The following is a 13237-nucleotide window of genomic DNA, read 5'->3' as shown; positions in this document are numbered from 1 at the left end:
CTTAATTTACGTTGTTCGTTGGCATAGGGGTGACTTTAGTTACCCCGAGTGCATCGGCTTGCGGCGCGCTTTGCTTGGCCAAAATTGTGGCTGGGGCGGTATCAACGCGCAGACCCATTTGGTCTTCGGTGCGCACCACTTCACCGCGAAGCGAATTCGCAAAGACGTCAGTGATGGTGACATCAACGAATTGACCAATCATGTCCGGTTGCCCTTCGAAGTTCACCACGCGGTTATTTTCAGTCCGTCCAGTGAGTTCCATCGGGTTCTTTTTCGATGGGCCGGTGACCAAAATCCGCTGCTCAGTGCCAAGCATGCGGCGGGCATGATTCTGTGCTTGCTGATTCAGTCGCTGTTGCAGTAGGTGGAGACGCTGCTTTTTGGTCTCTTCGCTCACATCATCAGGCAAATCAGCGGCTGGCGTGCCTGGGCGGGCGCTGTAAATAAAGCTGAAACTCAGATCAAAGTCGATGGCTTGGATTAAATCCATGGTGGCCATAAAGTCTTCGTCGGTTTCGCCTGGGAAACCGATAATGAAGTCTGATGACATCGCAATATCAGGCCGGATTTTACGCAGTTTCCGAATTTGTGCTTTGTACTCGAGGGCTGTGTGACCACGCTTCATCATGGTCAAAATGCGATCTGAGCCAGCCTGTACGGGTAGGTGCAAATGGTTCACCAACTCAGGGATGGTGGCATAGGCTTCGATGATATCGTCAGTAAACTCAACTGGATGCGAGGTGGTGTAGCGAATACGGTCGATGCCATCAATGGCAGCCACCAAGTGCAACAACTCAGCGAAACGGCAGATTGAACCATCGAAATGCTCGCCGCGATAGGCGTTAACGTTTTGGCCAAGCAGATTCACTTCACGCACACCTTGCTCGGCAAGTTGCGCTATTTCGAGTAACACATCATCGACTGGGCGTGAGACTTCTTCACCACGGGTATACGGCACCACGCAGAAGGTACAGTATTTGCTGCAACCTTCCATAATTGAAACGAATGCGGTTGGGCCTTCAGCGCGCGGTTCAGGTAAGCGGTCAAATTTTTCAATTTCTGGAAACGAGATATCGACCATAGGTTGCTTGTCGTGGCTGACTTGTTTAACCATTTCCGGCAAGCGATGTAGGGTCTGTGGTCCGAATACCAAATCGACATAAGGCGCGCGCTGACGAATATGCTCGCCTTCTTGTGATGCGACGCAGCCACCCACCCCAATAATTAAGTCTGGGTTTTTGTCTTTTAGGGTTTTCCAACGGCCCAGCTGATGAAAGACCTTTTCTTGAGCCTTTTCGCGAATCGAGCAGGTATTGAGTAAGATCAAATCCGCCTCTTCTGGTTCGGCCGCGGGCTCATAACCATGGGTTGCGTGGAGTAGATCTGCCATTTTTGACGAATCATATTCGTTCATTTGGCAACCCCAAGTTTTGATATAAATTTTCTTACTCATTGGTTCCTAATCTCGTTATTACAGAGGGCGGTTATTTTAGCTTGAAGCAGCCCTAACTGCCAACTTTGTCGCTGAATTATCGATTTGAACGTGTGCGAAGCTCAAGATAGCCCGCCATGATAATGATGAGTGCACCAACAATCATATAAAGCGTAATGGCCTCATGCCAGATCCAAAAACCGATAAGGCTGGCGAAAATCACTGAGCTGTAGGTGAACACACCGACTCGAGCTGCCGGTGCGAGAGCAAATGCTTTGGTCATCGCCAGCTGTCCGGATACGGCGAGTACGCCCATCGCGATCACTGCCACTAGATGTTCAGTTGCAAGGGCTTCACCGCGCCAAAGCAAAGGTATGGCAGACACCAACGTCGCGATGGCAGCAAAGTAAAAGACGATTTTACTTGATGACTCAGTGCGTGACATGCGCCGAATCAGGGTTTTTGTATAGGCGGCCAAGATCGCCGCAATGAAGGCAACGAGGAGCACCGGGGATAAGTTCTGGCCAAGCGGGTTGAGAAAAATAAATACTCCGGCAAACCCTACAATAATTGCCAACCAGGTTTGTTTAAGAACTTGCTCACCGAGCCAGACGCGGCCAATTATGGGGATAATAAAAGGCGATAATAATAGCGTAAGCGTCGCATGGGCGAGGGGCAGTACACCGAGCGCATAGAAAAACAAATACATCGCAGCAACGCCGGCTAGGCCACGGGTTAGATGAAAGCGCCAAGCGCTGGTGCGAAAAGCCGAGAAACCTTTGCGCCAAAGCCAAGGTAATAAGATGATAAATGCCATCAAACTGCGAAAAAACACCAGCTGTTCAGCAGCCACATCGGTACTCAAATACTTCACCAATGCACTTACTCCAGCAAAGCACAACTCAGCCGCTAGCACCAAGCTAGAGGCAAGAATAATTCGTGGTGGTGCATACCCGTTAGATTCGGTCATTCAGTGTAAGGGCTTATTGGCAATGAACAAGCGCTATTTTAGCATCTTCGCAAACCAATCGATATGATTCTGCGGTATAGTACTGAGAGCTTTAATGATTATGCCAAGATAGGTTGCTATGAAGATCGTGATTGTTGGTGGCGGAATGGTCGGTGCGGTTGCGGCACTGTGCGCCGCCAAACAAGGCCATCAGGTTCACTTAATTGAAGCCGGTGCTGCGCCCAAAGTGGGCGAGGACTGGGATATCCGCATTTCGTCGATTCACCAGCATAATGTGCAATGGCTGACCCAACTCGGGGTGTTTGCGCGTCTGCATGACGAGCGCCACTTGCCTTACACTGGTCTATCGGTCACCTCTGCTGATGGCGTACAGGTTGATTTCGAAGCCGCCACCGTCGGTGCAGAAAAGCTTGGCGAGATGATCGAGAACAATGCGTTGCAAACTGCCTTGTGGGAGTTATTAGCAGAGTTTGAGCAGGTCAACTTATGTCCACAGCAACGGGTGGTTGGGTTAGATCTCGCGGCACAAACCATTACTACCAATGAACAGGATTATTCCTTTGACCTATTAATTGCCGCTGATGGAGCTAACTCTATGGTGGCGCGGTTAGCGGGTATCGGCTTTCGGGGTTGGGATTATGGCTGGCGTTGTCTGCTGGCTAATGTTGAAACTGAGCAAGCGATTCCAGCGGCGACATGGGAAGTCTTTCGGCCGCAGCAGCGAGGACCATTTGCTTTGTTACCCTTGGCAGCGAATAAGGCCTGTCTGATCGATTACCGGCGCGAGCAAGAGTGGCTGAGTTTAGCCGAGCCAGCGCAAATCGAAACTGCGTTAAAAGAACAATTCGAACCGCTGATTGGTCACTTTACGCTAGAGCAGTTCGGTCATTTTCCGCTGCGCCGGCAACGCGCTTTGCAATATAGCTTGGCAGATAAAATCGTGTTAGTTGGCGATGCAGCCCATAGTATTCATCCGCTCGCTGGGCAGGGGGTAAATTTGGGCTTTGCTGATGTTCAGGCGCTCTTTCGGCTAGTGCAAGCACACCCACTCGCTGCGGCATTACAGGCCTATGGCCGCGAGCGCACGGCCGCAAATCAACAGATGATGCGCGCTATGGATTTGATTCATTTTGGCTTTAACTCGCAACATTGGTTGGCGCGAGTACCGATTCACTTGGGCTTAAACATGGTTAAACGCCAAGCATGGGCACAAAAACTGATCTTGAAAGAAGCGATGGGATTTAATTTACCGGAGGCCTAAATCGGTTGTTGCGAGCTCTGTTGAGCCACCACGAGGTCGTGGTGCGGAGGGGGGGACTTGAACCCCCACGAGCGTAAGCTCGCTAGCACCTGAAGCTAGTGCGTCTACCAATTCCGCCACCCCCGCAACAAACGAGGAGGTTATGGCTGGGGTACCAGGATTCGAACCTGGGAATGGCGGGATCAAAACCCGCTGCCTTACCGCTTGGCTATACCCCATCCTAACGCAGGCGTTTGAGTGGCTGGGGTACCAGGATTTGAACCTGGGAATGGCGGGATCAAAACCCGCTGCCTTACCGCTTGGCTATACCCCAACTGCAGTTCTCAAACAACACTTCAGCGAGCTTGGTGCGGACGGAGAGACTTGAACTCTCACGCCGTGAGGCACTGGAACCTAAATCCAGCGTGTCTACCAATTCCACCACGTCCGCCCATTGCAATTTTGTTGGTGGCTACGGCGAGATTCGAACTTGCGACCCCAGCATTATGAGTGCTGTGCTCTAACCAGCTGAGCTACGTAGCCAACCTTAACAAAACTATTATGCGCTCGTTGAGTGCGGCGCGTATTATGCAAATCAGGGGCGAAACCGTCAACCTCTTTTTCGCAAAAAACGCGCTTATTCCGCACGACTGGCTAAAAAAGCACAGGATTGCTCAATTAATCGACGAGTTGATACGCAACGGTTGAAACGACTCTGACGATTTTTAAGTGAGGCGTGTTTGAATCACGGTCGCTGATTGAAAATTGCCCTTGCTGGGCGCGGGCTATTTTTCCGAGCTGGCTATCCGAGTGCTCGGCAAAACGCAACGCGACCGCACGCGCATTTGCGGCAGACTCTTCGATCATGCTGGGTTTAATTGAGTTTAGGCCGTTGAAATGATACTCCACTGCGTGTTCATATTCACTGCCACCTAATGCGACCCCCTGCTGGCCTAATTGTGAGAGTTGCTGGCGCACCGTTCTGACCATTTCGACTTTCTCGGTGTAAACGGTTAATGTTTGCTGGCCGCTGTAGCGAAAATCTTTGCGTTCGTCGTAATCGCTGTAACGGGCCGCAGCTTTATCGAAAACCGCAGGAGCTGAAACAGTCATTTCAGCATCACTAAACCCATTTTCGCGCAGAAATGCTTTAATCGCAGCCATATCATTCGCAAGATTACGATAAATTTCAGTTGGGTCATTCGCAGCGTGAACAATAGGCAACGGCCAAATGGCTGTGTCTGCGGCGACTTCTCGTTCCGCTAACCCTTTAACCACGACAGTGCGTTGTTGTTGCTGCACTTGTTGTACGGTATCGCTGATAGTGAAGCTAATTAACGCAGTGCAAATAATGGCGGCTGTACCGATAATAAGAGAGTTAGATAGACGCATTGCTTGTTCCCTGTAGTTGTTGATAACACTTCGACCGCAACTTCACTGTTTCGTTACGTTAAGTTCAGGTAAAACTCAGTTTCGGCTCACACCAATTTGTGCGGTTCAAGAAGTTGTTCAAGTTCGCTCCGCGAGATATCGGTTTGCTCTGCGGCCACCTCAACAATGGGGCGGCCCTCTTGATACGCTTGCTTGGCGATCGCGGCGGCGGCTTGGTAGCCGATGCGGGCGTTGAGCGCTGTCACTAAAATTGGATTGCGCGCGAGATTTTGTTCGAGTTGCGCTTTGTTCACTTTAAAGTCAGCAAAGACGTGGCGGCTTAGATGCGAGCATGCCTCAGTTAACAGGGCGATACTCTCGAGTTGTTGATGAGCAATTAAAGGTAACATGACATTGAGCTGGAAATTCCCTTGTTGGGCGGCGCACTCGATGCTGTGACTATTACCGAGAACCTTGGCACAAACCATAGCAACGGCCTCAGGAATAACCGGGTTCACCTTACCCGGCATAATGCTACTGCCCGGTTGCAAGGCGGTTAACTCAATTTCTGCAAGGCCACTCAATGGCCCGCTATTCATCCAACGTAAATCATTACTGATTTTGAGTAATACGGTGCCGAGCATGGAGAGTCCCGCGGCGACCTGTTGGTTCAGCTCTTGCCCAGCAATGCCGGCGAATTTGCTTGGCGCGGGATAAAAGTCAGTGTTTATGGCCTGATTTAAATGTTGGCAGAAGCGCTCAGAAAACTGAGCTGGAGCATTGATACCCGTGCCCACTGCGGTGCCACCTTGGGGCAAGGCTTGGAGCTGGGTCATGGCTGCCGTCAGAGCAGCTTCTGCATGGTGCAATTGTTGGCACCAAGCGAGTAATTCATCGGCTAATCGCAATGGCATCGCATCCATCAGGTGCGTTCGACCCGTTTTCACAACATCTTTATGGGCAGCGGCGGCGGCTTCGATGGCTCCTGCGAGCTCTTTTAAGCTCGGTAATAATTGCTGCTGTAACTGTAACCAAACACTCACTAAAATTGTGGTTGGAATCACATCGTTACTGCTTTGGCTGGCATTCACCTGATCATTTGGATGCAAATTTTGTTGGTGCTGGCGCTTAGCAATGGTCGCTATCACCTCATTCATATTCATATTGGTACTGGTGCCGGAGCCGGTCTGGAAAATATCGAGCGGAAATTGGTCATGATATTGCCCGGCGATAATCGCATCAGCGCTGGTCGCAATAAGTTCGGCTTGCGTAGTGGTTAGTACGTCGCAATCTGCATTGGCCCGCGCCGCTGCTTTTTTAAGCTGGGCGAGGGTGGTGATAAACGCAGTTGAAAAGCGCAGTGAACTGAGCTTGAAGTTTTGCCGAGCCCGTTCAGTTTGCGCACCCCAATAGGCCTGCTCAGGGACTTCTATCTCGCCTAGGCTGTCTTTTTCTACACGCGTGTTGTGTTCTGCTGTCATGCTGACCTCATTCTTTTCTGGGTTAATCCAAATCGATATGGATCGGTTTGACTGGATTCTACGTTAGTTATTGGGCAAACTGTTTTTAACAAAAGTAGAAAGGCGCTCTATAATGAAATGCAGGTTTATCGGCTTGTTAAAGCTCACCCTTATTGCGTTTGCAGCCAACTCAACTGTAAGCCTAGCACGGCAACTAGACGTTGTCGTATTTGATAATAGCGGCGCTCCGCTGGCCGAAGCCATTGTCAGTATTCCGATATTGGCAAATGAGCCTACTCAGCCCAGTACAGCTATTGTTGACCAAGTCGATAAAATGTTCGTTCCGTTCGTACTCCCGGTTCGACCTGGGGTCACTATCAATTTCCCGAATAGCGACAACATTCGCCATCAAGTGTATTCATTTTCCGAAGCGAAACCCTTTGAGTTGCCGCTGTACTCAAATCAAGAAGCTCCAGCGATTACCTTCGATAAGCCAGGTTTGGTGGTGTTGGGCTGTAATATCCATGATGGTATGCGTGCGTATGTTTTGGTGTCGCCCTATATCGAATCGGTGGTAACGGATGCTGACGGAGTGGCCACCCTTAGCAGTGAAATGGACTTTAACGAGGTCAGTGTTTGGTATCCTGGGGTGAGCGACGATATTCGTGAGCAGGTTAAGGTGGTGGTCGACGCGGGGCAAGAGCGTATTGAAGTGCATCTAGACGTCGCCAAAGACCAGCAAGAGCGGACCGAATTATCGCCTTTACAACAACGCTTTAATCGCCGAGCGCGCACCGATGGTTAGTTTTCGCGCCCGTCTTGTTTTGCTATTTGCTGGGCTCGCCGGGGGCGCTTTGGCTATTTCTATGGTCGCGGTGAGTCTTGCTACCTCAAGCCAGTCTGAGCGTACTGTTGAGCGTGAACTGGAAGTGAGCCAGCGGGTGTTTATCGAGGTCATTAATGCACGAGGTGCGCAATTATTGCAGGCGGCTGAGGTGCTTATTAATGATTTCGCGTTTCGAGAGGCGGTTGCCACGCGCGATCAAGCGACCATTATTTCAGCTTTAATTAATCATGGTGAGCGGATTGGCACCGATTTGATGGTCCTACAATCACCTAATGGTGAGGAAATCGCCGCCACCCATGAGCCAAGTAGCTTACCTGCACTCGCCCAGCTCACCCAACGCTTGGGCACTTCAACTTTGGTAAATGTTGACGGGCAGATGTTTCAACTGGTAACCGTCGCGGTCAGAAGCCCTGACCTAAGTGCGTGGGCAACCCTTGGTTTTCAACTCGATGATGCTTTAGCAACGAGTTTACGCCGTTTGACCGGTGCTGAAGTGAGTTTTGTGGTGACAAGCACCGGCCGAGTGCTGGCTTCGAGTTTAGCGCCAGCCGATCAGGACTGGTTACAGCAAGCGATGCTGCTGCCGAGCGAACCTTATCAGCGCGCGCTACAACAGCGCGATTGGGCAAATCGAACACTGCCGCTGCGGCAAACAGAATTGGTGCCAGCGGGTGATTCTGAGGTCAATATTCTGTTTAGTATTGACTATGCCGAGGCGACTGCGGAGTTTGCTTTGTTGCGGCAGCAGTATATCGGGATTGCAATTGCAACCTTGCTGATGGCGTTGGTGTTTGCCAGCGTTGCAGCGCGACGCATTAATCAGCCGGTCGCGCGTTTGACCAATGCCGCTGAACGCTTGCGTAAAGGCGATTATAACGAGCCGGTGGCGGTCACGGGAGATTATGAGTTTGTGCAGTTGGCAGAAACGTTTGATGCCATGCGCAGTGCGGTAAGTGAACGTGAAAAGCATATTGTCTATCAAGTTGAGCATGACTTATTAACGGGTCTGCCAAATCGGACCTCGTTGCAAAAATTAATCCGCTCCTTGTTAGAGCGTCAACAACCTGCGACGTTTGTGATTCTTAACATTGTTCGGTTCAGAGAAATTAATGATCGGCTCGGTCAACGTATCGGTGATCAGTTATTGAAACTCGTCGCTCAGCGTTTGAAGTCATTTCAAGCCGACGATAACTCGATTGCGCGGCTCGCTGGCGACGAATTTGTCCTCGTCTTGCGCGGTCAACGTCGAGCTGAGCGAGAGGTTCTGATCGATCGCTTGCAAGAAGAGTTTCAGCATCCTTATAGCATTGATAAATCGCGCTATCCGCTGCAATGCAGACTCGGGATTGTTCAGCTTCCAGAGCATGGCGATAATTTCGATACCTTGGTCCGACGGGCGCAAATGTGCTCTTCAGCAGCGAAATTACAGCAGTTGAGCGTGGTGGAATATGAGCCGGGCATGGATGAGCAGCATATGCGCCGGTTGCGGATTCTACAAGCGCTACCGAATGCGGTCACGGAGCAAAATCTCCAGCTTCATTATCAACCGAAGATAGCCGCGGCGGATGGTCGTGTGATCGGTGCTGAGGCTTTGCTGCGCTGGCGTGATGACGGTATTGGGGTGGTTCGTCCAGACGAGTTTATTCCGCTGGCTGAACAGACGGGTGAAATTACTCCCATCACCGCATGGGTGATACAAGCCGCACTCGATCAATTGCAACTTTGGCAAGAGCAAGGCTTTGACTTTGTGATGGCGATAAACTTGTCAGCTGTGAATCTGCAAGAGCCGGAGCTCGTTGAGTCAATTCAGCAACAGCTCAAGCGACGTCATATTGACCCAAGTAAAGTAACGTTTGAAGTGACGGAAAGTGCTTTGATGGTTGAACCTGAACTTGCAATTGCCAAGTTAGCTGAGTTACGCGCACTGGGCGTGAAAATTTCGATTGATGATTACGGTACCGGCTATTCATCTTTGGCACAGTTAAAGCGCCTGCCGGTAGATGAGTTAAAAATCGACCGTTCATTCGTGCAAGATTTAGCAATCAGTGATATTGACCTGACGATTGTTGCTTCGACTTTACGCCTAGCTCGCGATATGGGGCTGACCACAGTCGCCGAGGGTGTTGAGGACGAACAAGCGTGGCAGCTGCTCCGCGACAAAAACTGTGACGTACTACAGGGTTTTTATTTCAGTCGACCGCTGGCAGCCGCTCAGTTTGATAAATGGTTAAAGGAGTATTTGCGTGCACACAAATAAGTTTGTTGGAGTGGCCTTGGCGGGCTTAGCCCTAGCTGTAGTTCAGCCTGTCTACGCAGATCAAGGGCGCTTTATCGCAACCGGTGCAGCGACCACGATTGATGGGGCAGGTGGGGGCGGTATTGTGCCTTGGGCCACCTTATCAAGTTATGCTGAAGAGGGGCAATGGGGTGCGACAGCAAGTTTAACCGAGGTCAATGTTGATGACTTTGCGCTGTCGGTGAGTGCTGCCAGTTTGACCTTTGATAATCGTTTCGAGTTCTCCATTGCGCGGCAGCGTTTTGACCTGAGCACCATTGGCGGCGAACTAGAACAAGACATTATCGGTGTGAAGACGCGCTTATACGGTGATTTGATTTACGGTGACCTACCGCAAATTAGCGCGGGGATTCAATATAAGAAAAATCGTCGGTTTGATTTACCAAGTGCCGTTGGTGCTGTTGATGACAGTGGCTTAGATTATTATGTGAGTGCGGCGAAGGCTTGGCTTGATGGACCGTTTCATCGCACTTGGTTGGCGAACGTGACGCTGCGCGCCACCCGTGCAAACCAAACTGGCTTACTCGGCTTTGGTGGCGATCAGAACGACGATTACAAGCTAATGACCGAGGCTGCTGTGGGCATGTTTATCAACCGCCACTGGGCCGTCGGGATGGAATATAAGCAAAAGCCGAATAATCTGAGTTTTGCCGATGAGCAGCACTGGCGCGATTATTTCGTCGCATATTTCCCGACCAAGTCAGTCGCGCTGGTGGCCGCTTACGCCGATTTGGGAAGTATCGCAGGGCTTGATGCGCAAGAGGGTATTTATGTCTCGCTACAAGCGACGTTTTGAGGTGAATAAATGAGATGGATTAACGTTTTACCTGGGGTTTTGGTGACCTTTGCACTATTGCTGCCAGCCCCGGCTGCTGCCAAAACAGAGCTCTACTCAGCCTTAGGCGAGGAGGCCGGTATCAGCCGTTTGATGGAGACTTTTTTACTTGAGATTGCGGCAGATGAGCGCATCGTCGAGCATTTTATTGATACTGATATCGAGCGCTTACATCGGCTTTTAACGGAACAAATTTGCGAGCTCGTCGGTGGCCCGTGTGTCTATTCAGGCGAGGATATGGTGACTGTGCATACCGGCATGGGCATTAGCCACGCTGAGTTTAATGCTTTAGTGGAAAATTTAATGACTGCGATGGATGCTGAGGGAATCCCTGTGGGTGCACAAAACCAGTTGTTAGCGCTGCTGGCTGAGATGCACCCAGAGGTCGTAAAACTTTGAGTTGTCGAACTTAAACGTTAAAGCGGAATAAGATGACGTCGCCATCTTGGACGATGTAGTCTTTCCCTTCTTCACGGCGTTTACCGGCTTCTTTCGCCGCTTGTTCACCACCGAATTCGATGTAATCATCGAAACCGATAACAACTGCGCGGATGAAGCCTTTCTCGAAGTCCGTATGGATTTTTCCGGCTGCTTGCGGCGCGGTTGCGCCAACAGGAATCGTCCAAGCTCGCACTTCTTTTTGACCGGCAGTGAAGTAGGTTTGCAGGTTTAGCAATTGATAACCGCCGCGAATTACGCGGTTTAGGCCCGGCTCAGTTAAGCCCATATCCGCCATAAACTCGACTTTTTCATCTTCTTCTAGCTCAGCGATTTCTGCTTCGATTTCTGCGCACACCGGCACCACGATCGCATTTTCTTCTGCCGCAATTGCTTCGACCTGAGCAAGATAGGGATTATTCTCGAAGCCGTCATCATTGACGTTGGCGATGTACATGGTCGGCTTCAGGGTGAGCAGGTTATATGAGCGAATTAACGCTTTTTCGTCTTTGCTGAGCTCGATTGAGCGAGCCATTTCGCCTTGCTCTAGTGCGGGCAGCAGCTTTTCCAACACTTGAATTTCGGCGCTGGCTTGTTTGTCGCCACCTTTGGCTTTTTTGCCAAGCCGATGGATCGCTTTCTCGACTGAGTCGAGGTCGGCAAGAGCAAGCTCTGTATTGATCACAGCAATATCTTCAGCCGGATCAACTTTGCCGGCGACGTGGACGATATTGTCATTTTCGAAGCAGCGAACAACATGGCCGATGGCGTCGGTTTCACGAATATTAGCGAGGAACTGGTTACCTAAACCTTCACCCTTAGAGGCGCCTTTGACCAAGCCCGCAATATCAACAAATTCCATTGTGGTTGGAATAACGCGCTGTGGATTCACGATAGTTGCCAGTTGGTCGAGGCGTTGGTCTGGAACTGCAACCACACCGGTGTTTGGTTCAATGGTACAGAACGGGAAGTTAGCTGCTTCAATGCCGGCTTTAGTGAGGGCATTGAATAAAGTTGATTTGCCAACGTTGGGTAAACCCACGATACCGCATTTGAATCCCATGTTAGTTCTCTCTCTTTGCTTTAAACGAGTGCAGTTGTTGCTGCGCCGCAAGAAGATCTTGATCAAACCAGAGATCAAGGCTGCGACAGGCTTGCGTAATGGTATCGTCCAGCAAGTGTTGTTCTGGTGCCGGCGCTTTGCCAAGCACATATCCGGTTACTTTACTTTTATGACCGGGATGACCGATACCGATACGTAAGCGATAAAAATCTTGACTACCTAACTGACTAATAATGTCTTTAATGCCGTTGTGTCCGCCACTACCACCACCTTGTTTAATCTTGGCTGTACCAGGGGCGAGGTCGAGCTCGTCATAGGCCACCAGAATTTGCTCTGGCTCGATTTTATAAAAGCGCGCAAGCGCTGCCACAGATTGACCACTGCGGTTCATATAAAGGCTAGGGCAAAGCAGGCGTAGATCGAGTTTGCTGGTTTGAATCCGAGCGGTATTACCGAAAAATTTTGCTTCGGGTTGCAAGCTCTGGCGATGTTGCTGAGCATATTGCTCAACCAGCCAAAATCCAGCGTTGTGACGGGTTTGGGCATATTCGGGGCCTGGATTACCCAGGCCCACCAGTAAGCGAATTGTCGCCATGACGACTTATTCTGCGTCTTTGTCTTCAGCTTCGCTTTCTTTCGCAGTTGGAACTTCAGCAGAAGGTTCTTCAGCAGTTTCTTCTTCAGCTGCAGCTTCAACACGCGGAGCGTTGATTGAAACAACGGCTTGATCGTGATCAGCGCCTTTGCTTAATTCAACTAACTCAACGCCTTCAGGCAGAGTCAAATCTGACAAGTGCATGGTTTCGCCAAGCTTCAAGTTCGCAACATCTACTTCGATGTACTCAGGCAAGTGACGCGGACGACACTTGATTTCGACTTGAGCGATGTGGTGTGCGATAACGCCACCTTCTTGCTTCACGCCGTGAGCTGTTTCTTCATTAATGAAGTGAACTGGAACGTTAGTGTGAAGCTTCTCACCACGCTTAACACGTTGGAAGTCGATGTGAGTCAATTTTGGCTTGAAAGGGTGACGCTGCACGTCTTTCAAAATTGCTTCGTGACTTTCACCGTCGATCACCAAGTTGATGATTTGCGAGTAAAATACTTCGTGGTCAGCCATGTTGTTTACTTTGTTATGGTCTAAAGTCAAAGCAACTGGCTCTTGGCCTGCACCGTAAAGGATTGCAGGAAGTTTGTCCGAACGACGTAGGCGGCGGCTCGCACCTTTCCCCATGTCCGTACGGATTTCAGCATGAATCGTTAAATCGATAGTCGACATGTTTCT

At 50.3% G+C, this 13237-nt stretch carries 12 protein-coding genes and 5 tRNA genes; 5 read left to right on the top strand and 12 right to left on the bottom strand.

The annotated features are described in order from the left end of the window. Nucleotide 1: 1 nt before the first annotated feature. Nucleotides 2–1453 (bottom strand): tRNA (N6-isopentenyl adenosine(37)-C2)-methylthiotransferase MiaB, encoded by a 1452-nt coding sequence (gene miaB / locus CWI83_RS03845; RefSeq protein WP_126825900.1) that lies wholly within the window; start codon nucleotides 1451–1453, stop codon nucleotides 2–4. Between the two features lie 76 nt (nucleotides 1454–1529). Next, on the bottom strand, nucleotides 1530–2402 hold the full coding sequence (locus CWI83_RS03840) for a DMT family transporter (RefSeq protein ID WP_126825897.1): 873 nt from the start codon (nucleotides 2400–2402) through the stop codon (nucleotides 1530–1532). Nucleotides 2403–2520: 118 nt separating this feature from the next. On the opposite strand from CWI83_RS03840, the gene CWI83_RS03835 reads away from it, so the two are divergent. Further along, on the top strand, nucleotides 2521–3663 hold the full coding sequence (locus CWI83_RS03835) for an FAD-dependent oxidoreductase (RefSeq protein ID WP_126825894.1): 1143 nt from the start codon (nucleotides 2521–2523) through the stop codon (nucleotides 3661–3663). A 39-nt stretch (nucleotides 3664–3702) separates the two neighbouring features. Here the strand turns inward: CWI83_RS03835 and CWI83_RS03830 are convergent. The 7 genes from CWI83_RS03830 to CWI83_RS03800 all read right to left on the bottom strand — a co-directional run bounded on the left by CWI83_RS03830 (nucleotide 3703) and on the right by CWI83_RS03800 (nucleotide 6494). Then, nucleotides 3703–3789, bottom strand: a tRNA-Leu gene (locus tag CWI83_RS03830). 17 nt (nucleotides 3790–3806) lie between these two features. Next, nucleotides 3807–3881: transfer RNA gene (locus tag CWI83_RS03825), tRNA-Gln, on the bottom strand. A 20-nt stretch (nucleotides 3882–3901) separates the two neighbouring features. Continuing rightward, nucleotides 3902–3976: transfer RNA gene (locus CWI83_RS03820), tRNA-Gln, on the bottom strand. Nucleotides 3977–4008: 32 nt separating this feature from the next. Continuing rightward, nucleotides 4009–4093 (bottom strand) — tRNA-Leu (locus tag CWI83_RS03815). Nucleotides 4094–4108: 15 nt separating this feature from the next. Further along, nucleotides 4109–4185: transfer RNA gene (locus CWI83_RS03810), tRNA-Met, on the bottom strand. Between the two features lie 135 nt (nucleotides 4186–4320). Further along, nucleotides 4321–5034: an SIMPL domain-containing protein gene (locus CWI83_RS03805; protein WP_126825891.1), complete on the bottom strand. Its 714-nt coding sequence runs from the start codon at nucleotides 5032–5034 to the stop codon at nucleotides 4321–4323. Nucleotides 5035–5120: 86 nt separating this feature from the next. Beyond that, nucleotides 5121–6494 (bottom strand): class II fumarate hydratase, encoded by a 1374-nt coding sequence (locus tag CWI83_RS03800; protein ID WP_126825888.1) that lies wholly within the window; start codon nucleotides 6492–6494, stop codon nucleotides 5121–5123. Nucleotides 6495–6606: 112 nt separating this feature from the next. On the opposite strand from CWI83_RS03800, the gene CWI83_RS03795 reads away from it, so the two are divergent. Genes CWI83_RS03795 through CWI83_RS03780 form a run of 4 tightly spaced genes read left to right on the top strand, consistent with a single transcriptional unit; the run spans nucleotide 6607 to nucleotide 10850 of the window. Continuing rightward, complete coding sequence (locus CWI83_RS03795; protein ID WP_126825886.1) at nucleotides 6607–7278, top strand: methylamine utilization protein; 672 nt, start codon at nucleotides 6607–6609, stop codon at nucleotides 7276–7278. Next, nucleotides 7271–9577, top strand: coding sequence for a putative bifunctional diguanylate cyclase/phosphodiesterase (locus tag CWI83_RS03790; RefSeq protein ID WP_126825883.1), 2307 nt, complete (start codon nucleotides 7271–7273; stop codon nucleotides 9575–9577). Before CWI83_RS03795 ends, CWI83_RS03790 begins: the two co-directional genes overlap by 8 nt. Then, nucleotides 9564–10412: a DUF3034 family protein gene (locus CWI83_RS03785; RefSeq protein ID WP_126825881.1), complete on the top strand. Its 849-nt coding sequence runs from the start codon at nucleotides 9564–9566 to the stop codon at nucleotides 10410–10412. Before CWI83_RS03790 ends, CWI83_RS03785 begins: the two co-directional genes overlap by 14 nt. A 9-nt stretch (nucleotides 10413–10421) precedes the next feature. Continuing rightward, nucleotides 10422–10850, top strand: a complete 429-nt coding sequence (locus tag CWI83_RS03780) for a group I truncated hemoglobin (RefSeq protein ID WP_126825878.1) — start codon at nucleotides 10422–10424, stop codon at nucleotides 10848–10850. 10 nt (nucleotides 10851–10860) lie between these two features. Here CWI83_RS03780 and ychF read toward each other — a convergent pair whose 3' ends face one another. Genes ychF through CWI83_RS03765 form a run of 3 tightly spaced genes read right to left on the bottom strand, consistent with a single transcriptional unit; the run spans nucleotide 10861 to nucleotide 13231 of the window. Further along, nucleotides 10861–11952 carry a redox-regulated ATPase YchF gene (gene ychF / locus CWI83_RS03775; RefSeq protein WP_126825875.1) on the bottom strand — a complete coding sequence of 364 codons (1092 nt, stop codon included), beginning with the start codon at nucleotides 11950–11952 and terminating at the stop codon, nucleotides 10861–10863. 1 nt (nucleotide 11953) lies between these two features. Further along, nucleotides 11954–12547, bottom strand: a complete 594-nt coding sequence (gene pth, locus CWI83_RS03770; RefSeq protein ID WP_126825872.1) for an aminoacyl-tRNA hydrolase — start codon at nucleotides 12545–12547, stop codon at nucleotides 11954–11956. 6 nt (nucleotides 12548–12553) lie between these two features. Continuing rightward, on the bottom strand, nucleotides 12554–13231 hold the full coding sequence (locus tag CWI83_RS03765) for a 50S ribosomal protein L25/general stress protein Ctc (protein WP_126825869.1): 678 nt from the start codon (nucleotides 13229–13231) through the stop codon (nucleotides 12554–12556). Nucleotides 13232–13237 lie beyond the last annotated feature (6 nt).

The organism is Pseudidiomarina taiwanensis (assembly GCF_003987435.1).
GTDB lineage: Bacteria > Pseudomonadota > Gammaproteobacteria > Enterobacterales > Alteromonadaceae > Pseudidiomarina > Pseudidiomarina taiwanensis.
This window is presented reverse-complemented; position numbering and strand designations above follow the sequence as displayed.